The organism is Paenibacillus sp. FSL F4-0100, assembly GCF_037993005.1.
GTDB lineage: Bacteria > Bacillota > Bacilli > Paenibacillales > Paenibacillaceae > Paenibacillus_AQ.
Genome location: NZ_CP150303.1, coordinates 6532235 through 6557920, shown reverse-complemented (window position 1 = coordinate 6557920; position 25686 = coordinate 6532235). Strand labels below are relative to the sequence as shown.

At 49.6% G+C, this 25686-nt stretch carries 20 protein-coding genes; 14 read left to right on the top strand and 6 right to left on the bottom strand.

Features of this window, described 5'->3' with window-relative positions:
- The first annotated feature begins 154 nt into the window (after positions 1-154).
- The 8 genes from MHH48_RS29815 to MHH48_RS29780 all read left to right on the top strand — a co-directional run bounded on the left by MHH48_RS29815 (position 155) and on the right by MHH48_RS29780 (position 12699).
- Complete coding sequence (locus MHH48_RS29815; RefSeq protein ID WP_083659778.1) at positions 155-2716, top strand: PA14 domain-containing protein; 2562 nt, start codon at positions 155-157, stop codon at positions 2714-2716.
- Between the two features lie 304 nt (positions 2717-3020).
- Positions 3021-4556 (top strand): sugar ABC transporter ATP-binding protein, encoded by a 1536-nt coding sequence (locus MHH48_RS29810; RefSeq protein WP_076324820.1) that lies wholly within the window; start codon positions 3021-3023, stop codon positions 4554-4556.
- Positions 4528-5538 carry an ABC transporter permease gene (locus MHH48_RS29805; protein ID WP_076324819.1) on the top strand — a complete coding sequence of 337 codons (1011 nt, stop codon included), beginning with the start codon at positions 4528-4530 and terminating at the stop codon, positions 5536-5538. The genes MHH48_RS29810 and MHH48_RS29805 overlap by 29 nt, the downstream gene beginning before the upstream one ends.
- Positions 5535-6563, top strand: coding sequence for a galactofuranose ABC transporter, permease protein YjfF (yjfF, locus tag MHH48_RS29800; protein ID WP_076324818.1), 1029 nt, complete (start codon positions 5535-5537; stop codon positions 6561-6563). Before MHH48_RS29805 ends, yjfF begins: the two co-directional genes overlap by 4 nt.
- Before the next feature lie 72 nt (positions 6564-6635).
- On the top strand, positions 6636-7682 hold the full coding sequence (locus MHH48_RS29795) for an ABC transporter substrate-binding protein (protein WP_076324817.1): 1047 nt from the start codon (positions 6636-6638) through the stop codon (positions 7680-7682).
- A gap of 137 nt (positions 7683-7819) precedes the next feature.
- Positions 7820-9586 (top strand): sensor histidine kinase, encoded by a 1767-nt coding sequence (locus MHH48_RS29790; RefSeq protein ID WP_340388727.1) that lies wholly within the window; start codon positions 7820-7822, stop codon positions 9584-9586.
- A gap of 15 nt (positions 9587-9601) precedes the next feature.
- Positions 9602-10804 (top strand): response regulator, encoded by a 1203-nt coding sequence (locus MHH48_RS29785; RefSeq protein WP_076324904.1) that lies wholly within the window; start codon positions 9602-9604, stop codon positions 10802-10804.
- On the top strand, positions 10801-12699 hold the full coding sequence (locus MHH48_RS29780; protein ID WP_076324815.1) for a substrate-binding domain-containing protein: 1899 nt from the start codon (positions 10801-10803) through the stop codon (positions 12697-12699). The genes MHH48_RS29785 and MHH48_RS29780 overlap by 4 nt, the downstream gene beginning before the upstream one ends.
- 122 nt (positions 12700-12821) lie before the next feature.
- Here MHH48_RS29780 and MHH48_RS29775 read toward each other — a convergent pair whose 3' ends face one another.
- Positions 12822-14201: an aldehyde dehydrogenase gene (locus MHH48_RS29775; protein ID WP_076324814.1), complete on the bottom strand. Its 1380-nt coding sequence runs from the start codon at positions 14199-14201 to the stop codon at positions 12822-12824.
- Between the two features lie 97 nt (positions 14202-14298).
- Here MHH48_RS29775 and MHH48_RS29770 point away from each other — a divergent pair, with 97 nt between their 5' ends.
- Complete coding sequence (locus MHH48_RS29770; RefSeq protein ID WP_076324813.1) at positions 14299-15207, top strand: metallophosphoesterase; 909 nt, start codon at positions 14299-14301, stop codon at positions 15205-15207.
- Between the two features lie 235 nt (positions 15208-15442).
- On the opposite strand, the gene MHH48_RS29765 is transcribed toward MHH48_RS29770, so the two are convergent.
- Positions 15443-16252: a histidinol-phosphatase gene (locus MHH48_RS29765; protein ID WP_076324812.1), complete on the bottom strand. Its 810-nt coding sequence runs from the start codon at positions 16250-16252 to the stop codon at positions 15443-15445.
- Positions 16253-16305: 53 nt separating this feature from the next.
- The gene (locus tag MHH48_RS29760; RefSeq protein ID WP_071222421.1) at positions 16306-17208 is read right to left on the bottom strand and encodes a LysR family transcriptional regulator; all 903 of its coding nucleotides are present in this window, start codon (positions 17206-17208) and stop codon (positions 16306-16308) included.
- Between the two features lie 418 nt (positions 17209-17626).
- Here MHH48_RS29760 and MHH48_RS29755 point away from each other — a divergent pair, with 418 nt between their 5' ends.
- Positions 17627-18085, top strand: a complete 459-nt coding sequence (locus MHH48_RS29755; protein ID WP_076324811.1) for a chemotaxis protein CheX — start codon at positions 17627-17629, stop codon at positions 18083-18085.
- A gap of 92 nt (positions 18086-18177) precedes the next feature.
- Positions 18178-18951, top strand: coding sequence for an SDR family oxidoreductase (locus MHH48_RS29750; RefSeq protein WP_076324810.1), 774 nt, complete (start codon positions 18178-18180; stop codon positions 18949-18951).
- A gap of 11 nt (positions 18952-18962) precedes the next feature.
- Here the strand turns inward: MHH48_RS29750 and MHH48_RS29745 are convergent, their stop codons facing one another.
- Both MHH48_RS29745 and MHH48_RS29740 read right to left on the bottom strand, forming a co-directional pair.
- Positions 18963-19796 (bottom strand): nucleotidyltransferase domain-containing protein, encoded by an 834-nt coding sequence (locus tag MHH48_RS29745; protein ID WP_076324809.1) that lies wholly within the window; start codon positions 19794-19796, stop codon positions 18963-18965.
- A gap of 46 nt (positions 19797-19842) precedes the next feature.
- Positions 19843-20784, bottom strand: coding sequence for a YafY family protein (locus MHH48_RS29740; RefSeq protein ID WP_076324808.1), 942 nt, complete (start codon positions 20782-20784; stop codon positions 19843-19845).
- A gap of 147 nt (positions 20785-20931) precedes the next feature.
- Between MHH48_RS29740 and MHH48_RS29735 the strand changes: the two genes are divergently transcribed.
- On the top strand, positions 20932-21684 hold the full coding sequence (locus MHH48_RS29735; protein ID WP_076324807.1) for an alpha/beta hydrolase: 753 nt from the start codon (positions 20932-20934) through the stop codon (positions 21682-21684).
- Here MHH48_RS29735 and MHH48_RS29730 read toward each other — a convergent pair.
- Positions 21671-22951 (bottom strand): adenylosuccinate synthase, encoded by a 1281-nt coding sequence (locus tag MHH48_RS29730; RefSeq protein ID WP_076324806.1) that lies wholly within the window; start codon positions 22949-22951, stop codon positions 21671-21673. The genes MHH48_RS29735 and MHH48_RS29730 overlap by 14 nt on opposite strands.
- Before the next feature lie 211 nt (positions 22952-23162).
- On the opposite strand from MHH48_RS29730, the gene MHH48_RS29725 reads away from it, so the two are divergent.
- Entirely contained in the window at positions 23163-24047 is an 885-nt protein-coding gene (locus MHH48_RS29725; protein WP_076324805.1) for a LysR family transcriptional regulator, read from the top strand.
- A 257-nt stretch (positions 24048-24304) separates the two neighbouring features.
- Positions 24305-25651 carry a DEAD/DEAH box helicase gene (locus tag MHH48_RS29720; RefSeq protein ID WP_076324804.1) on the top strand — a complete coding sequence of 449 codons (1347 nt, stop codon included), beginning with the start codon at positions 24305-24307 and terminating at the stop codon, positions 25649-25651.
- Positions 25652-25686 lie beyond the last annotated feature (35 nt).

The window sequence follows — 25686 nt, the reverse complement described above, 5'->3', positions numbered from 1 at the left end:
TTGCAACTATGAACCTAAATTTACAAATACATTCCAGTCGTTTCCTTGTAAAATACTCTTTACAGGAAGGGGGGAATGGATGTAGCCAAAGGATGAGCGTCATGTTACTGCCATTGCACGTCAAATCAAGAATCAGGAAAAGAAGCTGAAACATATGAGAAGACGTACTGTTTCACTTATGATGACCTTGATCATGATCTTGCAGGTTTTCGGCGTGTCCACGGTTTTTGCAGGGGAAGGTCAACCAAGCGATAGTTCGGAAAGTCAAGGTTTAAAAGCGGAGTATTACACTAGCTCAGGAAGAGGACAATTTGATTTCAAAGAGCTGAAGATGACAACGGTCGATGCCAATATTGATTTTGATGATATCACACCGGTCTTAAAAGCGCTTACAGGACAGGATGAATATAATACGGTCCGTTGGACAGGGCAACTGGCGGCACCGATGACGGATGATTACAAGTTCTATATTAAGGGAGACAACGGATTCCGCTTATGGGTGGATGATAAGCTGGCCATCGACCATTGGGTGAATGATTGGGACAACGAGCAGACGAGTGCCTCCATTCATTTGGAAGCCGGCAAGAAGGTTAGCTTTAAATTAGAGTATTTTCAGGACTATGGCGGGGCATACATTCAATTGAAATGGTCCAACTCCACATTACAGAAGCAAGCGGTACCTGAAGAGGTATTTGCATTGCCAGCGGGGTATGTGAACCACAGTCCGAAACAAAGTATAATTCTGCAAGACGGCCTGCAAGCTGAGCTGCAGTTCAACAGTAAGTTGCAGGCGGTTCCTAAGGCGGCAGCGAAGCACTTCACGATAATCGCAGGTCGTCGCAGTCATATTCCGACGAGTGCCACCTTGAAGTCAGATGACCCGTCTGTTCTTCAATTGAAGTGGGATGTTCCCATTTATAAGCCGGATAAATCCATCATCGTGACTTATGACGGGCAAGGCAAAATTAAGAAAGCGGACGGTCAGCCTTTATCCGCGTTCGTCGGGACGAAGGTGACGAATCACTCTGAATTTTTAATTAAATCCCCTTGGGCAGATGAAGTGGACAAAAACAATGTATTGCCTGAATATCCGCGTCCGCAGTTGGTTCGTGACCAATGGCTTAATCTGAACGGTGAATGGGAGTTTGAGAGCGGCAGCAAGCAAACGGCGCTTCCAACGGGTAAGACGTTAAGCGAAAAAATCCTTGTGCCATTCGCCGTCGAGTCTCAACTCTCGGGACTTGAGCGACAGGAAGACAAGATGTGGTACAAACGTCAATTTACGCTGCCATCAGATTGGGATGGCAAGCAGGTCCAGCTTCACTTCGGTGCGGTTGATTTTGAAGCAACTGTATATGTTAATGGACACGAAGTTGGAAAACACCGCGGTGGATACACAGGGTTTAGCTTCGATATTACGGAGCAACTCGTGGCCGGCGAGAATGAATTAATCGTATATGTCAGTGATCCGACGGATGAAGGCGGATACACGATTGGCAAACAACGAAACAATCCAAGCGGCATCTGGTACACCTCAGTGTCCGGAATTTGGCAAACGGTATGGTTGGAACCCGTGGCTCCTGCATCCGTTGATAAATTGGATATGACGCCAGATCTTGTGAGCAATTCCCTGAAATTGAAGGTAACCGGAAGTGAAGGGGTTACAGATGAAGCGGTTGAAGCTATTGTTTTGGAGGACGGGAAGGAAGTAGCCCGTGCGACCGGAGCTGTCGGTGAGGAATTTTCCATTCCGATCCCGAATCCGAAACTGTGGTGGCCGGATGATCCGTTCTTGTATGATCTGAAGGTGAACTTGGTGAAAGGGACTGCGAAAGTTGACGAAGTATCCAGCTATTTCGGTATGCGGGAAGTGAAGCTGGGCAAAGTTGACGGCATCACGCGTCCGCTGATTAATGGCAAGTTTATTTTCCAAATAGGGCCGCTGGATCAAGGCTATTGGCCAGATGGGTTATACACAGCGCCAACCGATGAGGCCATGAAGTTCGATATTGAAGCCGTGAAACGGCTGGGCATGAATATGATCCGGAAGCATATGAAGGTGGAGTCGGATCGCTGGTATTATTGGGCCGATAAGCTGGGTGTTGTCGTATGGCAGGACCAGGTGAGCAAATTTGGCGATTCGGAGGACAACCGCGCCCACTTAGAGAAGGAATTCAAAGAAATGATTGACCAGTTCCGAAATCATCCTTCGATCGTCGTCTGGACGGTGTTCAATGAGGGTTGGGGGCAGTATGATACGGAGCGATTAACCAATTGGGCGATGAATTACGATCCGACACGTCTCATTAATAATGCGAGCGGTTGGACGGATAAGAACGTGGGCCATTTCATCGATGCGCATAATTATCCGGCACCGACGATGCCGCAGCCAACAGATGCACGGGCAGCCGTGCTTGGCGAATATGGGGGACTGGGTCTGAAAGTGCCTGGACATGAATGGAATTCCAATGTATTCAATTATGAGGAGCAAGAGAGTGTAGCAAAACTGACCAATCGCTATATCAGCTTCATTAAGCAGCTGGAAGAACTGAAGCGATCGGGTCTTAGCGCTGCGGTGTATACCCAAATCACCGACGTTGAAATGGAGATCAACGGCTTGCTCTCTTATGACCGTAAGGTGGAGAAAGCGGATTTCAAACGTCTTGCGCAATCTCATAAAAAATTAATCGGTACCCCGAAGATACAAAATCCATAATGCTGTGCGATGGAATCATGGCTATTTATGCATGATTCCATCTTTTTGGTCAATTTGGGGCTGATTGCAGAAATAAGGGATCTCATGTCAGCCACTGGAAAGAATCCCCGTACGCTGTTTTAGGGTCGCCGCAAAGTATTTAGAATAAGCATCGAAGCGTAGGCTCCACTTTGTGGGGGTATTTTGCATGCAATGAAAGAATACGAAAGACCGAAATGCTTAAAAAAAGACTCATTATTCTAAATACAATCCGACCTTTGACTTTCTAAAATTAGGTAGTGAAGGAAAGAAAGAGGGTGAGCATATGGGTTCTGATATTCTTTTAGGAATGGAAGGAATCAAGAAGGAATTTCCCGGGGTGGCGGCTTTATCGGAAGTAGACTTTTGCTTGCGGAAAGGGGAGATTCACGCGCTGATGGGAGAGAACGGAGCGGGTAAATCCACCTTAATCAAAGTGCTGACCGGGGTTTATAAAAGGGACGCCGGGACGATCAAACTTCGGGAACGGGAGATTCATCCCAAATCTCCACAGGAAGCTCAACAACTCGGAATCAGTACGGTTTATCAAGAGGTTAATCTTTGCCCGAACTTGTCCGTTGCGGAAAATATCTTTGTCGGAAGGCAGCCCCGCAAATGGGGCATGATTGACTGGAATACGATGCACCGTCTTAGCGAAGAACTGCTCGCAAGGCTTGATTTGCATATTGATGTAAGACAGCAATTGTCCATGTATTCGGTTGCCGTTCAGCAGATGGTGGCCATTGCCCGCGCAGTGGATATTTCCAGCGGCATTTTGATTTTAGACGAACCGACCTCAAGCTTGGATGCGAACGAAGTCAAGCAATTGTTCTCCGCTATGCGCAGGTTGAAAGAGGAAGGTATGGGTATCCTGTTCGTCACCCACTTCCTTGACCAGGTGTACGAAGTAACGGATCGCATCACGGTACTCAGAAACGGAACGCTGGTCGGTGAATTTAAGACGGAGGCGTTGCCAAGAACAGAGCTCGTTTCCCATATGATCGGCCGGGTATGGGATCCCGATGAGCAGTCAGAAGAAAAAGCCGATACACCAAATCAGACCAAGGTATTCCTTCAGGCGGAGGGACTTAGCAAAAAAGGCTCTATCCAGCCGTTTGACCTGACTATTCATAAAGGAGAGGTACTTGGTCTCGCCGGACTGCTTGGATCAGGCCGGACGGAGGTAGCGCGTTTGATATTCGGGATCGACAAGAGCGATACCGGGGTGCTGGAGCTCGAAGGAGAGAAGATCACCGCGATGTATCCACAGAAAGCGATTAAGCGCGGACTCGGATTCTGTCCGGAGGACCGCAAGGTAGAAGGGATCGTCGGCGAACTCACCATTCGTGAGAATATCGCCTTGGCCATGCAAGCGAAAAAAGGATGGTTCCCTTTCATTCCGGTCAAAAAGCAAAGAGATGTGGCTCAGGAGTACATTGATATGCTCAACATCAAAACGCCTGGCACGGAGCAAAGGATCGATAACTTGAGCGGCGGCAATCAGCAAAAGGTGGTTCTGGCAAGATGGCTGGCGACTGAGCCCAAGCTGCTTATTCTCGATGAGCCAACCCGGGGCATCGATGTGGGTACGAAAACGGAAATTCGCAAACTGATCTTACGGCTGGCCGTTTCCGGCATTTCTATCTTGATTATTTCCGCTGAACTGGAGGAATTGGTCAATTGCTGCAACAGGGTTATTGTCCTGCGCGACCGCATTCAAATCGGCGAAGTGACCGGTGCAGAGATGAAGGAGAACCGGATTATGCAGATGATCGCGGAAGGAGCTGAAGTGTTTGCGAAATCTGGCAGCGTCGGTTCGTAAGGCGGCCCGTCACAAAATAGTGTGGCCGCTTCTAGCTCTTGTTATTTTGTACTTGATCAATTTGATCGTTGTGCCAGGCTTTTTCAAAGTCGAGATCATCGACGGCCACCTGTATGGCAATCTCGTGGATGTACTTAACCGCGGTACGCCGCTCATTATTATGGCTATCGGAATGACGCTCGTGATTGCAACAGAGGGGATCGATATCTCCGTCGGTTCCGTGATGGCCATCGCCGGCTCAATGGCCATCTTCATATTGGAAGGCAGTCCTCTATGGGTGGCAATACTGACTGCGCTGGGGATTGGATTGCTCTGCGGTTTATGGAACGGGATGCTGGTATCGATTCTGGGTATCCAGCCGATGGTGGCAACCCTCATTCTGCTTACAGTCGGCCGGGGGATCGCGCAACTGATTACCAATGGACAAATTCTAACGACGACGAATGATCGTTATGAATATATCGGCAAAGGGTATCTGCTTGGGATTCCCTTTGCGGTTTACATCGTTGCCGCCGTATTCATTCTGGTGTATCTGCTGAAGACAAAAACAGCGTTCGGATTATTTCTGGAATCCACCGGGGCCAACCGAAGATCCAGCGAGTTCGCCGGTATCAAGCCGCGGGTGATCTTTATGACGGCTTACGCGATTTGCGGATTGCTGGCGGCAGTGGCCGGTATCATCTACAGCTCCAACCTGAGCAGTGCAGATGCGAATAACGCTGGCTTATGGTACGAGCTTGACGCAATCCTGGCGGTTGTAATCGGCGGCACTTCCATGCGCGGCGGGCGGTTCTTCCTCGGCGGCACCGTAGTCGGCGCGATTTTCATCCAAAGCCTGACTACGACGATCTATTCCCTTGGCGTTCCACCGGAATCGATCCTGCTTGTCAAGGCAATCGTCGTCATTCTTGTATGCTTGATCCAATCTGATGTGTTCAGACAAAAGCTAATTTCGATCAAAAGGAAGGTGACTGCGTCGTGAAATCGCTCCGGTTTCGAATTAGCAGCAACAATATCATTATATTGGCGACGCTGCTCCTTCTAGTCATGCTTTATGGAACAGGATCGGCGATGTACAATGGGTTCTTCTCCTTGCAAGTATTTCTAAACTTGTTTATTGATAATGCGTACTTAATCATCGTAGCAACAGGCATGGCTTTCGTCATTATTACCGGCGGCATCGATTTATCGGTAGCCTCCGTAGTCGCGCTGGTCAGCATGATGTCCGCTACGCTGCTTAATCAAGGCATGAACGCATATCTGGTCATGGCCATTTCGCTGTTGATCGGGATAACGTTCGGCGCCGGCCAGGGGTATCTCATCAACAAATTCGGGCTCCATCCGTGGATCGTTACGCTCGCCGGGATGTTTCTGGGCCGGGGGATCGCTTATTTGATCGGAACGGAGAGCATCGTCATTTCCGACGCAATCTATACGCAAATTTCCAGTTATAAAATTCGCTTGTCCGGGGACAGTTTTATTTCGATCAGTGTCGTGATCGCCCTGTTATTCGTTCTCACAGCGATATTCGTCGGCCGTTACAGCGGTTTTGGCCGGGCCGTTTACGCACTCGGCGGCAGTGAACGCTCGGCTGTACTGATGGGCCTTCCGGTAGCCGGTACCACGATTGCTGTCTACACGTTAAGCGGTTTTTGCTCCGCGCTTGGAGGCATCGTATTTACTTTTTATATGCTGTCAGGCAACTCCCTGCATTTGATGGGGATGGAGATGGATGCCATAGCAGCCTGCGTCATCGGTGGGATATTGCTGACCGGCGGGTTCGGTTATTTGGTCGGTCCGATGCTGGGCGTGCTCTGTACTGGAATGATTCAGACGATGATTATCTTTCAGGGAACGCTCAGCTCGTGGTGGACGAAAATTGCCGTCGGATTCCTCTTGTTTCTCTTCATGGCCTTGCAAAGACTGATTGTGATGAAGAAGGAAAAGGCGGCCGGAGGCAAGATCAAGATAGTTCGGAAAATAGCAAGGAATGACGTAAAAATGTAAATACATCCAAAATTCAAATCGTTATAGTGAAGTTGCATCAGAACTTAATCTTATAGGGGAGGAACTAGGAACATGAGAACAAACAGAAGAAGTCTACTGCTCACCTTGCTTATGATGGTGATGGTTGTTTCCATCTTTGCGGGCTGCAGCAATAACAATCCGGGGAAAGACGCAAATGGGGGAAACAGCACTCCTGCGAACGAGCCTGCGAATGCAGCGCCGACGGATAAACCTGCGGCAAAGAAAATCGTCCTGGGCTTCGCGCAAATCGGCGCGGAGAGCGGCTGGCGTGATGCCGAGACTGCATCTATTAAGGAAACGTTTGAAAATGACTCGAACTTTGAATTGAAATTCTCCGATGCGCAGCAAAAACAAGAGAATCAAATCAAGGCGATCCGCTCTTTCATCGCTCAAAAAGTAGATGCCATCGGACTCGCTCCGGTTGTTGAGTCCGGCTGGGAAACGGTGTTAAAGGAAGCTAAAGACGCCGGCATTCCGGTATTCCTGCTTGACCGCAGCATCACGGCAGGCAATGAAGATCTGTACACCTCCTTTATAGGCTCCGACTTTGTACTTGAAGGCCAAAACGCGGCCAAATGGATGCTTGACGAGTTAGGCGCAGACGCGCAAGTAAATATCGTACAGCTTGAAGGCACCGTCGGCGCGAGTGCGGCGAATGATCGTAAGAAAGGCTTTGAAGAGGCGATTGCAGGCCATGCGGGGTACAGAATCGTTTACTCTCAAACCGGCGATTTTACTAGGGCCAAAGGCAAGGAAGTTATGGAAGCTTATCTGAAAAAAGATAAGAACATTCAAGTCGTATATGCTCACAACGACGACATGGCGCTTGGCGCAGTTCAAGCCATCGAAGAAGCAGGCCTGAAGCCGGGTACCGACATCAAAATCATCGGCGTCGATGGCATTAAAGGAGCCTTTGAAGCGATTGCCCAGGGAAAAATGAACGTTACGATCGAGTGCAATCCGCTGCTTGGACCGCAATTGAAGCAAGCGATACTGGATTATAAAGAAGGCAAAGAACTTCCGAGATGGATTAAGTCTGAAGAAGACGTTTATTTCGGACAAAAAGCGATCGATGCACTGCCAAACCGTAAATACTAGCGTTCTTTTCATTGCTGTGTATGAATAATATCTATGTGAAGCTGCGAAAGAGTGATTGACTCTTTTGCATTTTCACATTTTGTTTTATGATAAGGATCAAACCTTTTGACATATTTTGATAGAATGGGCTGATGCTTTTGCGTATTGGTTTCATTGCCAATCGAAGCATACGATTCAAACTACTCCTATATTTCATCACTATTGTTTCGCTGTCTATCTTAACCTTAGGTTTTTTGGGCAGTTATCTCTATAAGAAATCGATTGAAGAAGAGATGAATTCCCATACGATCCAGATGATGAATCAAGTCAAAAATCACATCGAGGTCTATTTGAAAGAGATGGATAACATCGTCGATTATTTGGCAGGTGAAGAAGCAGTTATTGAATTTATGCGGGCAGGCGAACAAGATCGGGCAACATTGGCTGAAACGGGTGCCGAGGTGCAGCGGAGGGAAGCGGTCTTCGAAAGACAGCGTCCCGAGATTGCGGGCATCCTGATCGTCAATCGAAATAATGCCTCAGCCAGCAACACGATGGAGCGAATTCAGCGGGACCCGCTGACGGAAGAGAATTGGTATCAGGCCGCGGTTAGCAATCTGGATACCCTTCACTTATTCAGCCATCCGATCGGACGGAATATTAGAGTCAAGCAAAACATAAGCGCCGATCAGGTACTGACCGCTGTGAAGGCGGTTAAAGACCCGGTAACGGACGAAATCATCGGAGTCGTGATGATCGATATGAAGCTTGATTTCATCCGGAGTATCGTCGAATCGGTGTCTCTTGGCAAGAGCGGATTTATTTTTATTATGGATGAAAAGAACGGGGTCGTATATTCGCCGGTAAATCGAATCGTCTATCGAATTTCAGGCGAGTGGCTGGATGGTACGACAGGCAGTCTGGTTAAGCCGATCTTTGGCCGTAATTACCAAATGATCTATAACACGTTCCCGGATATCGGCTGGAGAATCGTCGGGGTCATTCCACTCAGCGAATCACTTAAGGTCGTATCTGATTTACAAACCGTTACCGTTATCATTGCGATGGTGACCTTGTTTTTTGCTTTTATCGCTTCATGGTTTTTTACCAATTCGATTGTACGACCTGTCGGTAAGCTGCGCAGCTTGATGCGAAAAGTTGAAGAAGGGGAATTAAATTTAAGGTTTCCCGGCAGGACGAATGATGAAATCGGACAGCTCGGCAACAGTTTCAATAAAATGGTAGAAGAAATCGAAAATTTGATCAACATGGTTTATATGGAACAGAAAGAAAAACGTGAAGCAGAATTGAAAGCGCTTCAAGCTCAAATCAAACCACACTTTCTCTACAATACACTGGACACCATTCAATGGATGGCGCAGGATCGAGATGCCCAGGATATCGTCGAATTGATCGTTGCGTTGACGAATCTTTTTCGGATCGGTCTTAGCAAAGGAAATGAGATTATTCCGCTAACGGATGAGCTGCAGCATGTCGAAAGCTATTTGGTGATCCAGATGGCGAGATATGAAGATAAACTGGATTATGAGATCCTGATTTCCGATGAAATCAAGCGATACCGTGTTTTGAAAATTATTTTGCAGCCGCTCGTGGAAAATGCGATATACCACGGGATCAAGACCAAATCAGGCAGGGGGAAAATCGTGATCCGCGGCTTTAAGGATGACAATGGCTTGCGATTGATTGTTGAGGATGACGGGGTAGGCTTGCCGGAAGATAAGCTGATCCAGTTGAGGGAAGATATGCGATTTACGCGGCAAACTGGCAGGGAACGGGGCTATGGGCTATTTAATGTGAACGAAAGAATCAAATTGTCCCATGGTCCCGAGTACGGAATATCCATAAACAGCGTTCCGGGACAAGGAACTGTCGTTGAAGTAAGGCTACCATTAGTGAATACTTAAATGGGGGATATGGTCGTGTGGAAGCTGTTAATCGCCGATGATGAACCGAAAATTCGCAGAGGGTTAAAGAAAGTTCTGCCCTGGGAGGAACTGAACATCCAGGTAGTTGGGGAAGCCGAGGACGGCCGGCAAGCACTTGATTTGATCAATCATTTGAAACCGGATATTTTGTTTGTCGATATCAATATGCCCTTTTTTAACGGACTCGATTTGTTAGAGAAAATGAAGCAAGCGCTGGAGCGCTGCGTAGTGATCGTGATTACCGGCCATGACGAGTTTGCCTATGCCCAGCAGGCTTTAAAGTTGAAAGTTTTCGATTATATTTTGAAGCCGGTGGTAAGGAACAAGCTCGAATCGGTAGTGGCCAGGGCCATTGAAACATTAGAGAATACCAGGCAATATGAGGAGCATCACAAATGGGTGGATTACCAGCTAAAATCCAATTCAATCCTTATTCGCGATAAGTTTCTGGTGAAATGGATCGATCATTTGATGGGTGAGGATGAGGTGCGGAAGAATCTTGATTTTTTTGGGCTGCAGCTCGGGCCAACGCTCGGCATCGTGCTGCTGAAGGTGATGAGCCATCTGGATACTGGCGGCACACACCGCGCTTGGGACCGGGAACTGCTGGAATTCGCCGCAAGAAACGTGACCGAGGACGTTGTCCGATCTGAATCCGCAGTTGTCTTGAACGATGCGAAAGGTCAAATCATCGTACTCGTTACGATAACTGAAGCAATGGATTGGCTGGCGCTGGGCGATAAAATTCAACAAAGGCTCGAAACGATTCTCGAAAAGGTGGTTTTGCTTGATCAAAGTGCAGTAGACGATGGAATTGCCGGAGTTCCGGCGGCATACCGGAGATTGGGAGATGAGCTGACAACGAAAGGAAGTTTATCCCCGGTCGTTGTGCTGGCCAAAAGGTTCATCGACCGCAATTATCACCAGCCGGAGCTGTCCTTAAGCGAAGTGGCGAACGGGGTGCAGGTGAGTCCTGCGTATTTAAGCAAACAATTGAAGCGGGAATTGGGATTGTCCTTTATCGATTATTTGACCAAAGTCCGGATTGAAAAGGCCATTCAGTTGATGAACGATCCTGCAGCAAAAGTATACGAGATCGCCGAAATGGTCGGTTATAGCAGTCAGCATTATTTCAGCAACACCTTTAAAAGAATTACCGGCACCGCCCCGTTGATATACCGGAAAGGTCAACGATGATGAGACGTTCATTGTGGAGCTGGGGCAAATTGTTTGTGATCGCTCTGTTGTGTATTTTAATTTGGCACTACATACAGGGTAGCGGCAGGGAAGCCGGTAACGACGTTCGATACTTGATCGGCGTTTCCCAACCGAATCTGTCGGAGCCCTGGCGAGTGGTTATGAATGATGAAATCCGCAAGGAGGTGGAGCGCCGAGGGGATGTGCGCGTGATCTTTACAGATGCCGCCCAGAGCAGCAGTCAGCAGGCGGATGATGTGAAGAATCTGCTTGAGTACGGTATCGATCTGCTCATCGTTTCGCTTGACGATCCGGTGGCATTAACGCCGACGATTAGTGAGGCTTACCGCAAAATTCCCGTCATTGTCATGGGTCGGGGCGTAACCGGTTACGATTATACGCTTTATATCGGAACAGATAACGAGATGATCGGCAAGAAAGCGGGCGAATTTGCCCTTGAAACATTGGGTCCGGCCGGCGGGAGCATGATCGAGGTGCAGGGGCTAAAAGGATCGCCCAGCGTTGAAGAGCGCAGCAAAGGGTTTCGCGAAGCGTTGGCGGAAAGCTCGAACATCGAAATCACTGCAACGTTCAATGCGGATTGGCAACGCGACAAAGCCGAGGATCTGCTGTCAGAGTGGTTCGCTGCAAATCGCCGGGTCGATTTGGTGTTCGCGCATAATGAAGCGATGGCGCTCGGCGCTTATCGCGCCGCACATCATGCAGGCCTGGAAAATATCGATATCATAGGTATTGACGGGGTTAATTCGGAAAACGGCAGCTTCAAGTTAATCTCGGAAAACCGGTTGACGGGCACATTCACAAGCCCTACCGGCGGCAAAGAAGCAGTCAATTATGCCATTGACATTTTGAACAAAGAGAAAGGCATTCCGAAGAAAGTGATTTTGCGGAGTCAAAAAATTACTGCCCAGAGGGAACTTTCGGTAAAAAATTCAAATCCGGCTAAAGATCGAAGCGATCTGGAGAAGCGTGAAACGAAGAAACAGGATGAGGGGAAGTCTATTGTGCTTGGCTTTGCCCAGGTCGGTACCGAAAGCAGCTGGAGGCTGGCGAATACGAAATCGGTTATCGCCGCCGCCAAGGAGGCGGGTATCGAACTTCTTTACGATAATGCGGAGCAATCGCAAGAAAAGCAGATCGATATTATCCGCCGGTTCATTAAACAAAAAGTAGATGTCATCGCCTTCTCGCCGAAGACCGAGACCGGCTGGGAGGACGTGCTGCAGGAAGCGAAGGAGGCCGGTATTCCGGTCATACTGTCCGACAGGGAAGTGAATGTAAGCGACGATACGCTCTGGACGGCTTATATCGGCTCGGACATGATCGATGAGGGACGAAGAGCGGCACGCTGGCTCGCCGGCGAACTGACTGGGCAGAAACGTTATCACATCGTTGAACTACAAGGCACAGAGAAATCTGCACCCGCGGTAGGCCGTAAGAAAGGCTTCGAGGAAGTGATCCGTCAGCACGGCAATTTCGAAATACTGGAATCGTATAGTGGAGATTACACCTTCGAGGACGGCAAGGAGATGATGAAGAGCGCACTGCAGAAGCATGGAAGTCTTTTTGATGTCGTATACTCGCACAATGACGACATGGCGCTTGGTGCCATTCAAGCAATAGAAGAATACGGACTTCATCCGGGGAAGGATATGGTCATCATTTCAATCGATGCGACGCGCCCGGCGTTCCAAGCGATGGTTACGGGGAAATTGAATATGGCCGTCGAATGCAACCCGCTGCTCGGACCCCAGCTCATGAAAGCGGTGCGGGATTTAATGGAGGGCAAGGAACTGCCGATGAAGATCATCACCTCAGAAGGCGTGTTTTCCCAGGAAACAGCAAAGCGGGAGCTGCAAAATCGGGAATTTTAACAAGCAGAAAACGACACAAGCCCAAAGAAATAGGGAGCGTGCGGTTCGATAAGGGGGAGCCATGATAGTGGCTCCCCTACTTTATGTTAGCAAATGGAAAGTGAGCGAAGTCTTAGTTAAGACTAAGGTTTCATCAGCTTTTTCAGAATGCCGAGCCCGTTCTTGGAAGGGTAGCGGAATTTAAAATCGAACCGGTTGGTTTGCTTGAGCACGCTCTTCTTATGGGAGAAGGTATGGAAGCTGTATTCCCCGTGGTAGGCGCCCATTCCGCTCTCACCGACACCTCCGAATGGAAGGAAGGGAGTGGCCAGATGCATCAGCGTATCGTTAACACATCCCCCGCCAAAAGAAACCGAGGAGAGTACGTAATCCTGAACGTCTTCATTCTCCGTGAACAAGTAAAGGGCGAGCGGTTTGGGGCGGTGATTAATCGCCTGGACAGCTTCGTGTACATTCTCGTAAGTCAGGATTGGGCACAGGGGGCCAAAAATCTCTTCTTCCATGACTGGCATATCCCAAGTGATATCGTCCAGCACGGTGGGCTCGATGAGCAATTTTTCCTTTGAACTGTTCCCGCCATGGCGCAGGGTTCCGTTGTCCAGAAAGCCGGACAGCCGGTCAAAATGCTTCTCCGAAACAATGCGCCCATAGTCGGGATTGGTTAGCGGGTTCTCGCCGTAGAACGAAGTGATGGCGTCTTTCAGGTGCGCGATGAACTTCTCCTTCACCTTGCTGTGTACGAGAACATAATCCGGCGCGACGCAGGTTTGGCCGGCATTTGTATATTTGCCGAATGCGATACGTGAAGCCGCCAGGGCCAGGGGGGCATCCTCGTGGACGATACAGGGGCTTTTGCCTCCAAGCTCCAGCGTTACCGGGATCAACTGCTTGGCGGCGGCCTCCATGACAATTTTGCCGACATGGGTACTGCCGGTAAAGAAGATATAATCCATCGGCTGCTCCAGCAGGCTCGTGCTTACCTCGGGTCCTCCCTCCACCGAAGCCACATATTGCGGCTCAAACGTCTCCGTGATGATGGACGTAATGAGTCCGGATACGTTAGGTGTCAGCTCGGAGGGCTTTACAATTGCGGTGTTTCCGGCGGCCAAAGCTCCGATCAGTGGAGAGATGGCCAATTGCCAAGGATAATTCCAGGGAGCAATAATCAGTGCCGTCCCGTAGGGCTCAGCGTAGACCATTCCCTTGCTGCCTACATGCGTCAGTGCGGTTTTGACACGCTGCGGCTTGGCCCAGCGCTTCAGATTCTTTATGACAAAGGAAAGCTCCTTATAGACAATCCCGATCTCAGTCGTGAAGGCCTCCTGCTCGCTTTTGTTCAAGTCTTTACGAAGGGCCTCCATGATATCGTTTTCCCTGGCAATCAGTACTTGGCGGAGCTTGGTCAGCTGCTGCAGTCGGAAATCCACTTCCTTGGTGATGTCTTTATGAAAAAAACGCCGCTGATCTGAAACTAATGCTGTGATTGAATCGTTATCAGTCATACGTAAACCCCTTTCTCTTGCTATTCCATATATATGAATAACCGTAAGACCGTTAAAACTTGTACTCTTTTATTATTATATAGGAGGAAGTCCACCTATGAGAAATCCATCCTCGTCTACTCCCCATGGCACAGTCCAGGACGGGGCAAAGCGAGACGTCATGCAGACGAAGATGACGCGCCGCCAATTTCTGAAGATCGGTGTTTCCGCCGTGGTTGGTGTTGGCGCTGCAGGCGGGGCTTACGCGTCTTTATGGGAGCCTCATCAATTGGACATTACGAGACGGACATTGGCGCTTCCTTCACTGCCTAAGGCTTTTGATGGGATGAAGGTCGTTCAGTTTAGCGATTTGCATCTGGGCTTTCACACCGGGGCAAAAGACGTGGCCCGTGTGGTACAAGCGATTCAAAATGAGAAACCGGACATGATCTGTTTCACAGGGGATATGGTGGACGGTAACACAGAGGATATGAGGGCCGCCATTCAACCGTTCACCGAGCTGAAGGCCCCTCTCGGCTTATTTTCTATATTGGGTAACCATGATTACAAAGATGTGGAGACACTGATTTCTATGGAGGAAGAGGCCGGATTTCAGGTGCTGCGGAACACCGCCGTGAAGCTAAGGCGGGATGGTGCTGTCATTGCAGTGGCAGGTTTGGACGATGCATTCTGGGGCCAGCCGGATCCGGCAGCAGTCATTCAAGATTTACCAGACGGAATGTTCAAGCTGCTGCTGATGCACGAGCCGGATTATGCTGACACAACTGCAGCCCATTCATTCCATCTCCAGCTGTCGGGACACAGCCATGGGGGCCAGATCCGCTTGCCCTGGATGGGAGAGGTGATCACGCCGCCCGGGGCAAAGCGTTATGTGCAAGGCCTATATACCCTCGGTTCACGTGGAATGCTGCTCTATGTAAATAGGGGAATCGGCACGACGCAGCTGCCTTTTCGTTTCTTATGCAAACCGGAGCTTACCGTGCTCACCTTGCGCTCAATGGCATGAAGGGAATGAAATCTGTGATCTGAACATGTCAAGATGAAAGGCTCACTTGGAATTTGTTACACAAATGAAATATACCTGTTATCAAACTCTAACAGCCGCGGGTTAAACTTATCACATGACCCCCTTTTGAGAATATATATTATGTTTTGGACCCGGTAACGGGTCCACTTTTTTTTGCCTATTTTGCTGTGCTTCCTATGTAAATGCAAAAAAACAGAAGGAGGGTGTACCCCCTTTAAAGAGGTACGGTCACCTTCTGTTTTTGTTCGAAATATACCCATTCCGTGTATCCGATTTCTTTGAGCACTTTGGCCACTTCGTCAAATTCATCTCCGACCCGTGACGGTTTATGGGCGTCGGAGCCGAAGGTGACGTCAACGCCGTGATGGTGCGCGACCTCCAAGATGGCGCCCGATGGATACCAGCCGCCGCACAGCTTGGTTTTGCCGGAAGTGTTGATCTCGATCGCCAGGCCTGATTCCGCGATGACTTTCAACGTTTCCTCGATCGCTTCGTCGGCCTTGATTTCGGAGAACAGCGGATAATTGCCCTTCATGGCATCCATATGGGCGATGATCTGGAACATTCCGCTTCGCGCGGATTGGCGGATCAGATTGAAGTATTCCTCTTTATCGGCAACCTGCTGCTGCTGCGTCAGGTTCTTCCAGCGGTTTTTATTGAAGATGCTGACATCCCTAACGTGATGGATGGAGCCGATGATGTAGTCAAAAGGGTAGGCATTTAATGCCTGCTGATAAACCTTAGCATGATTCGGAAAATAATCGGATTCAATGCCCAGCAGGACTTTGATTTTACCTTCATATTCCCGCTTTAAGTCCAGAACTTCTTGTACGTACTCCGCAAAGTCCCTTTTTGCCATGGAGATGGCTGGAAAGGGCTGCTCTTCCGGGCTCCCGAAGTATGGAGTGTGGTCCGAGATTCCAATCACCTGTAAATCTGCCGCAATCGCAGCCTCGATATAATCTCGAATGTTGCCGTCTGCGTGGCCGCAGCGGAAATGATGGGTGTGCAGATCAAATTTCATGTTGACCTCCTTCATATCGCTTGATTGGTTATTATTCTAGGTTTGATGTGGCGTTATTCGCTGCTGATGAACTGTGTCTCGGGCATGCCCTTCAGATCACTGAGGAATTGACGCATAGCGGAGCTGACGTATCGTCCGCTCTTATAGATTACGCCGACAGGGTGGCTAACTTCAAGCTCGCTCAGGGGAACAATCTGCAGGGTGCCGTTGCGCAGCTCCGTCGCGACGGACTGCTTCGATATAATGGCTGCGCCCAAATTGATCTCGACCATCCGTTTAATTTCTTCACTGCTTGACAGTTCCATGACAACCTGCGGCTCAATGCCGTGCTTCTTCATTACGTCATCTGCGAAGCGGCGGCCGACGGTGTCACGTGTTAGCAGAATAAGGGGGGTTCCACCCAGCACATCCATGCTTGCCGTGGAGAGTTTGGCTAGCGGATGCTGAGGGGATACGACAAGCTCAAAGGTATCGTAGTACAGAATGGATGTGCTCAAGTTGGGATTGCGCTCGATCAGATAACCGATCCCGATGTCGATGAGCCCGTTCTCTACGCTGTGATAGATTTGTGATGAGGCCATGGATTGAATGGTTGTTTTAATATGAGGGAATTGATCCTGAAAGTAGGAAAGTACCCGTGGCAGGATCTGAATCGCTATGGAAGTGGTTGTACCCAGCTGAATATGACCCTGGGGAGTTTGATCAAGGTCGGATAGCCGCTGCTTCAGCTCATCCACGATCCCGAGGATCTGTTCGGCATGGTCCACGAAGACCTGCCCCCGGTCGGTTAACGTCACGGGCTGACTCCGGTCCACCAGCACCGTTTTAAATTCTTCTTCCAGGCTCTTGATCTGGGCGGATACCGCCGGTTGTGTCAGATTAAGAAGCTCTCCCGCTTTGCGAAAGCTCATCGTTTTGGAGATGGTAATAAGCGTTTCCAATTGGCTGATGTTCATAGCCTTCCTCCTTACTTGATATATTCTTCCGCTCATCTATCGCGTGCAATCTGTATTATTTAAATTATAGGTTATTCTTCCCGGTGGAGCAATGAAGGGAGCAAACCTGGTGGTTTTCGGCCGAAAAAATGAAAAACATTTTAATTTCCATTTAATTATTATTAAAAGATGGGGAAACCTTCCGATAATAGTAAAGTAGACATAGAACAAAGGTGAGACCAAAGGCCCGTTTAAGCGAAAGGAATATCTTCGTACTAAAGCGTTTCAAGCGATAGCTGACATGGCAAGACAGTTGTTGGAATGAGGACTGTCGCTATTTTGTGATGATTTATTACAAGGTATCCATTATAATGTTTAAATATATAGGTGGGACTTTGGGACCCTGACCAACAACCTAGTGAAAGGGGCGTAATGAGGAATGAAAGCGGAAGTCATCAATCCTTTTTTAGAGTCCGCACGACACGTGATCGAACAAGTCATACAGGTTTCACCTTCCACGGGGAATCTTGGGGTCAAAGAGATCGGATATTTGGAGAATCATATCTGGATCCAAATCGGCATGACAGGCCAAATGAACGGTGACATTGTATTTGGAATTCAGGAGCAGGTAGCCCTGCAGATGGTATCGGTGATGATGGGCGGCTATGTCATTACCGAGATGGATGAGATGGGACAAAGCGCGATTTCGGAGCTCGGCAACATGATCAGCGGCAATGCCAGCACCATTTTATCGAACCAGGGCGTCAGCGTGGATATTACGCCTCCCAAAGTAATGAGGTCGGATAGCACATCCACTCTTATTCAGAAGAAGGCGCTTTGTATTCCGCTGAGAATGGAAGGAATCGGAGAGCTGGATATTCAAGTCATGATTTCATAAAATAGGAGTAACGAACCCAATGGCCGAGTATGTAAGGCTCTTTAATGATAAGGAATCAAGAGCTGTGCCGGCGAAGAAAGGGATATGAAATCATGCTGAAAAATAAAGTTATCGTCGTTACGGGAGCATCCAGCGGAATCGGCGCCTTGATCGCGGAGAAGCTTTCTGCGGAAGGAGCATACGTGGTTCTGTGCGCCCGTTCGGCAGAACGTCTGCAGGAGGTGGGTGCGCGAATACTAGGCCCCCATGAGCTTGCAACCATGGATGTTCAGAGCCCCGAGCAGGTGCAGTCTGTCATGGAAGGCCTTCTTAGCCGCCATGGCAGAATCGACGTGCTGATTAACAATGCCGGCTACGGCAAGTTCGAAGCTGTTATGGACATGCGTCAAGAAGAGTTTCAGGACATGATGGACGTCAATTATATGGGCATCGTGCGCTGTACGCAAGCTGTGCTGCCAGGGATGCTGAAGCGGGCTGACGGCCAAATCGTCAACATTGCGTCCATGGCCGGAAAAATCGGAACGGCCAAATCCACCGCCTATTCGGCCACCAAGCATGCCGTGCTTGGGTTTAGCAATTCACTCCGGCAGGAGCTGCGGAACACGGGCATAACCGTATCTACTGTAAACCCTGGCCCCATTGATACCCCGTTCTTTTCCTTGGCAGATCCGACAGGCGGTTATGTCAATAATGTGAGCTGGTTCATGATGAAGGCCGAGTATGTTGCGGAACAGGTCGTGAAGCTGGTGAAAAAGCGCAAGGAAGAACTCAATCTTCCGAGGCTGGCCTCACTGGGCATAAGGCTGTACCAGCTGTTTCCAAGGTTTGCAGACCGCGTGTCTTACAAATGGATGAATAAGAAATAACGGCTGCGGCGCTACAACGCTTCGGTTTCGGCAACAAGCTCCTGAAGCAGCGCAGTGGCTTGTTTTGTTTTTTCTGTATCTGAGGAGAGCAGTGTGATTACCTGATCCAAGCGTTGCTTGTAATTGGCCGGCTTGATGGGAAAGGTTTCGATCATGGCTACCGCACGCTTCTCATTGATGCAGTACAACTCATTTTTGGCAAACAGCACTTGATTCAAGCACGAAATGCAGCGGAAGCAGTGACCGGTAACATAAGTGATATCATCGCTGGCAGCTGTTTTATCCGCAAACATCAAGGAGAAGGATGCTTCGAAGGTAAAGAAGCCGACCATCGCATCCTTTAATGTTTTTGGATAAGGAACCGTTTTGGCTTTCAAGGTCTGTATTCGGTTATCCGAATCTGAGAGTATACGACAAATCGCAAGTTCCCCCATATACATCACATTCAGATAGGCATGCGGATGTCCGGTTTGGTAATGGGCTGACACCAAGCCTGCGGAACAGTCGTCGATGATGCCGGACACGCGGTGTACATCACGGAATAAGAAATCCACATGATAACCCTCGATCACTAACCATCCGCCCCCGTTAACCCAGGCACCCCATTCGCCTAATGAAGTGATAATCCCATCCCGATGCTCGTCATCTAATTTCTGCGCCACCCTAGCGATGTTCTCCACCTTAAATCCTTGTGATTCATCGTAATAAATGCCGATATCGATATCGGAATCCGGTTTGGCGGTTCCTTTGGCTCTGGATCCCCCGAGTACGACCCCTATCACGCCGGGCACCTCCCGAAGTTCTTCTGTTATCCGCTGGATTAAATGATCAACTTGTGAAGTCATGTATCTTCTCCTCCTTTATATGTTTTATACGGAATCGATTTTACCCTTATGTATACCTTAGCCTCATGGCTTCAATTTTCTCCCGGGTCCATTGAACCGCTTCAGCAGGCGAGATGATGGTTGCTTCCTCTCCGAGACGCCACACATAGTCCGAATAGAAGATGACGTCGGTCGCTGGTATTTCAAGCTGAGCGACTCCGCTGCCATCTTTGTTCTTATCGATGTGGGGACCGAGGCGAGTATCCGTTTCAAGCAGCCAAACCCCTTTAGAAGTTAATTGTACCTCAAACGGCTTCATTTCCCCATTCCCGGTTTCCGGTATGTCACGCAGCGTTTGGTTAGCGATATCTTCACGGATCGCGATGGACGCATTGGGACTGGCCGCAATGATCCGGTCGACTCTGAACTGTCTGGTATCCTCTTGAGTGAAACAGTAGGCCGGACAATACCAGTAGCCCGAGCTTGCATACAAACCGATAGGCTGAATATGCCGCTGGCTGCTTCCGGCGGATGAACGATAGGAGATGGTGACCGCTTGCCGAACCATGACGGCTTCCATTAGCGTTTGTAAAATCTCGGTGGACATCGCACGGAATGGACTGTGAATCATAACGCGATCCTTAAGACGGTCGATCTGCTCTTTGATATCTGCCGGCAAATAATGATAGAACTTGTGGAGTGCCGTGGCGGCTCCGTCACCGAATGGCAGGGTGCTGAAATAGCTTAAGGATTGGCAGGCAAAAAAGATGGCGATCGCTTCGCTTTCCGTGAAACTGATCGGCGGCAGCATCCGCTCCTGCAGCAGTCTGTAGCCGCCGCCTCGACCTTGCACAGAGTAGATGGGAACGCCGAGCCCGCTCAGCTCATCCAAATCTCTTGAAAGGGTCCTGACGGAGAGACCGAATTCATCGGCCAGTTCTTTTACGGTAAACGATTTTTTTGCATTGATCATCATCATTAATTGAATCAGGCGCTGGGATTTCTGCATAGAACTACCTCCGTCTCATATCATTCATTTTATCTTATTCTCTAAATAAGACAATATTTGTCTTATTTAAGGGATATGATGTTCTCAAGCAGCAAGGGTTCACGATGAATCCTTGGGACAGGGTCCATCATGGGAGGAGAATATAGGATGAAACAAGACAAGTTTAAAGAAGAGCTGGGATTTGTTTTTATTCATGGAGCAGGATTGAACGGAGGAGTATGGGATTTCGTTGTGGAAGGGCTGGGTCATCCGTGTTTGAAAGTGAATTATCCATTGCGGGATGGGGCAGAGATATCCGGACATCATTTGGCGCTGGAGGATTACGTAAACCATTTGGCGGAGCAGGTGAGAACGTGGGGGACGAACAAGTTTGTCATTGTTGCGCATTCCTTGGGAGGGGTTTTGGCTATCGAACTGGCATCCCGGTTCACAGGCCGTGTTGCCGGGTTTGTTGCCATCGGTGCGGTCATTCCTAAGCGCGGCGGTTCGTTTGTTTCGGCGCTTCCGTTTCCCCAGAGGGTCATCATGCCGATCATCTTAAAAACGGCTGGCACGAAGCCGCCCGAATCTGCAATCCGTACTGGGCTGTGCAGTGATCTGCCGGAGGAAGTGGCCTCCCGAATCGTAGCGGAGTTTGTTCCGGAAGCTCGCAGAGTCTATACGGATCGCGTTCAAGCGTCTATCCCCGATGTGCCAAAGCTTTATGTGAAACTCACCCAAGACAAAGAGTTCGGATTATCCATGCAGGAAAGCATGATAGCCAATCTGTCTGCGGATGGGGTGGAAAGCCTCAGCACCGGCCATTTGCCAATGCTGAGCGATTCCCGTGGAGTCCGGCGGATTCTGGAAGGCTTCGTAAATCAAGTGAAAGCAAGCCGTCACCCGGTTATCTCATCATAATCTGATCCCGTCTCGGGCCGACGGAAATCGTCTTGATGGGAACGCCAATGGATGATTCAATGAACTGAACATATTGCTGCGCGGCTTCCGGGAGCTCGTCATAGGATCGGATATGCGACAGGTCGCATTTCCAGCCCTTCAGCGTTCTCAGAACAGGCTTCGCAGACTGCAAATCGGCCGTAACCGGAAAATGGTCAATGATGCTTCCATCCTCTAACTCGTAACCAACGCATACGGGGATGTCATCCAGATACCCCAGGACATCAAGGTTGGTGAGAACGGCTTCGGTAGCTCCCTGCACCATACAGCCGTATCGAGTGGCTACCGTATCAAACCATCCCATTCGTCTTGGCCGGCCGGTCGTTGCACCGTATTCTCCTGCGTCCCCGCCGCGGCGGCGGAGCTCATCCGCTTCATCCCCATGCAGTTCGGTCACGAAGGGGCCAGCGCCGACACAGCTTGAATAAGCCTTAACAACAGCAATGACTTGGCTGATGGCGTACGGCGGCAGTCCTGCCCCGACCGGTGCATAGCCTGCCAGCGTGGAGGAGGAGGTCGAGAACGGGTAGATCCCGTGATCCGGGTCGCGCAGTGCTCCTAATTGGCCCTCAACCAAGATGGGATCGCCTTTTATATAGGCCTGCTGCAGCAGCGTGGTCGTGTCCTCGATATACGAAGACAGGAACTGAAAGGACTCCAGCAGTTGCGTGACCATCTCATCAACGCTTAGCGGGTCTCTCCCGTACAGATGCTGCAGCTGCACGTTCTTGATGGCGAGCATTTGCTCGAGCCGCTCACGAAGTCGCTCGGGGTGGAACAGATCAGCGGCCTGGATGCCCAGCTTGGCATATTTATCCGCATAGAATGGCGCGATCCCGCGTTTCGTAGAACCGAATCCCCGGGCACCTAGCCGCTCTTCTTCCAGTTCATCCAGCAGCCGATGAATAGGAAGCACGACTTGGGCGCGCTCCGATATAAACAGCTTGGGGGCGGGAACGTTCCTTGCTTCCAGCTCCTGCAGCTCTTTGATCAATACCTCCATATCCAAAGCCGTTCCCGGACCGATGATATTCGTTACGTTGGGATAGAATACACCCGACGGCAGCATATGCAGTGAAAACTTCCCATAATCGTTAATAATGGTGTGCCCTGCATTGCTCCCTCCCTGAAATCGAACGACATACGACGATTGCGCCGCAAGAACATCCGTCATTTTTCCTTTGCCTTCATCTCCCCAATTGGCTCCTACAATGGCTGTGACTGTCAAAACGTGTTCGCCTCCTACGGTCTTTTTCTTTTACAGCGCTCATTATATGAGTTGTAGCATTATAAATAAAATTGATATTAGTAATAGTAGACATTAGATTAATTTATGTTATACGATTCTGTAGAGAAGAATACGGGTAACGGATGAATTTTTTAGCTATATCTTTCAATACAGGTTCCCGTTACCATTTGATAAAATCGAGGTTATCATGATGGAAATCAATATGGAGTGGTATCGTGTCTTTTATTGGACTGCCCGGCTCGGCAGTTTATCGAAGGCAGCGGAGCATCTGCATATCACCCAGCCGGCCGTCAGCCATACCATTAAGCATTTGGAGGGAACGATCGGAGGGCCGCTGTTCTTCCGGACAACCAGGGGGGTTAAACTCACGTCGGAGGGTGATGTGCTGTTTCGCTATATCGAGCAGGCCTTCAGCTTTATCGAGATCGGCGAGAAGGCGATTGCGGACATGCATAATTTGCATAGCGGCGAAATCAATATCGGAGCAAGCGATACGCTGTGCAAGTATTACCTGCTGCCGCATTTGGAGTATTTCCACGCCGCCTATCCGGATATTCGCATCCGCATTACTAACCGCACAACCCCGGAAACGTTGTCCCTACTCAAGGAAGGGAAGATTGATTTTGGCATCGTTCATTTACCGGCCTCCGATAAACAAATCGATTTTCGCGCGAGTTCCCCGATCCATGATTGTTTAGTTGCCGGTAAATCATTTGCGGAGCGGGCCAAATTACAACACCCGTTGTCCCTTCGCGATATCGGGAGCTACCCGCTGCTTATGCTGGAGAGGGGCGGGAGCACAAGAATGTATGTCGATCAGTATGCTGAGCTGCAGGGTGTCACGCTAAAACCCGAGTTTGAGCTTGGCAGCATTGAGCTGCTGGTACAGTTTGCCCGGAGCGGCTTTGGCTTGGCTTTTGTCATTCGAGACTATGCTAACGAGGAATTGCAAGCAGGTCAGCTGATCGAGGTGCCGATCCATCCGCCAATTCCCGAGCGCAGCATAGGAATTGCAACGCTTCGAGGTGTTCCGCTATCTGCTGCCGCGAAGTCGTTTCTTTCTCTTTTGCCTTAAACAGATGGGTGATCAAGCCTATTCGTATGACCATGTATGATGTGCTGTTCACGCCGTTTAGGATGTTTGATTTGGTGAGGACTCCTGTTTTGGCATATAATGAAAAAGAGCGAATAACACTTATTAGGAAACACGCCTGCTACCACCCCTATTAAAGTAAACAAACCACATGTATCGGAAGGTTTTTCTAGCGATATCAGGCAGACGCGCCTTGGAATGATAGACTTCTGATATCTAAAAAAAGGATGGACTAACATATGACTGCAACTACATTTCATACATTAGGAATAGCCGAGGATTTGTCCTCCAGATTAACGGAGTTTGGCATTGTCACGCCTTCTCCCGTTCAGGCTGAGGCTATACCGCGCATACTCGAAGGCAAGGATGTGCTCGCGACTTCACAGACAGGCACAGGAAAGACGCTTGCTTATTTGCTGCCTGTGCTTCAGGGGATCGATCCGGAAATCAAGGGAGCCCAGAAATTGATTCTTGCTCCGACCCAAGAGCTTGCTGTTCAGATTGTGAGAGAGAGCGAGCGTTACGGGGAAGCCCGCGGAATCGGTGTGCTTGGTCTTATCGGCGGTGCCGCAGCCAAGCGTCAGATTGAGAAGCTTAAGCTGCATCCGCAGCTGATCGTAGGGACACCGGGACGTGTGCGTGAACTGATCGAAATCCGGAAACTGAAAATGCACCAAGTGACTACGATCGTAGTGGACGAGGTGGATCAGGTGTTTAATCTGGGCGGCGCCGGCGATGTGGATCGCATTCTGCGCAGTGCATTACGTGACCGTCAATTGGTGTTCTTATCCGCCACGGTAAGTCCGGAAACGGCAGAGCTCGTTAAGAAGGAGATGGATCAGCCGGTCGAAATCGGGATTGATCCGGAGCAGCGGACGCCGTCCGCGCTGGAGCATTATTATTTTGTGACGGAAGAGCGTGACAAGTTGGACATGCTGCGCCGCGTGGTCCGGCATTACAATCCAGACCGTGCGATTGTCTTCGTCAATGCCACCGAGAATTTGGCAGAGGTTGAAGCGAAGTTGAACTACCTCGGCTTAAATGCGGCTGCCATCTATGGTGATGCCGACAAGATGACTAGAAGCCGGGTTCTGAATTCGTTTAGAGAAGGGCGTACCAAGCTCTTGGTCGCTAGCGATGTCGCTGCCCGCGGACTTGACATCGAAGGACTCGGCATGGTGATCAATTACGATCCTCCAATTGATGCCGAGCATTACACACACCGCGCAGGACGCACTGGACGCATGGGGCGGAGCGGCATGGCGATAACGCTCGTAACGGACCGTCAGACGTTTATCATGCGCAAGTTCAATCGCGAGCTGGGCATATCGATCGAAGAACGCGCCCTTTATGGCGGCAAGGTAAGAGCCCCGCGTTCAACACCAACCGATCGAGGACATGGTCCACGTGGGTCAGCCGGGGATACTGCCCGTAAAGAGAAACCAGCCCGAAAGCCTGCTTCCACCAGCGCCCATGGAAAGGCGGGAAGCGGAAAGGCATCGGGTCAGCGTCAGAGTGAAAGGGAGCGGGACCGCAAGAACAAGGGCGCTCCGAAATGGTTGAAGAACAAGCCTCCACGGAGCTAATACTCCATAAACGCGAAGCTTGTAACCGGTATGTT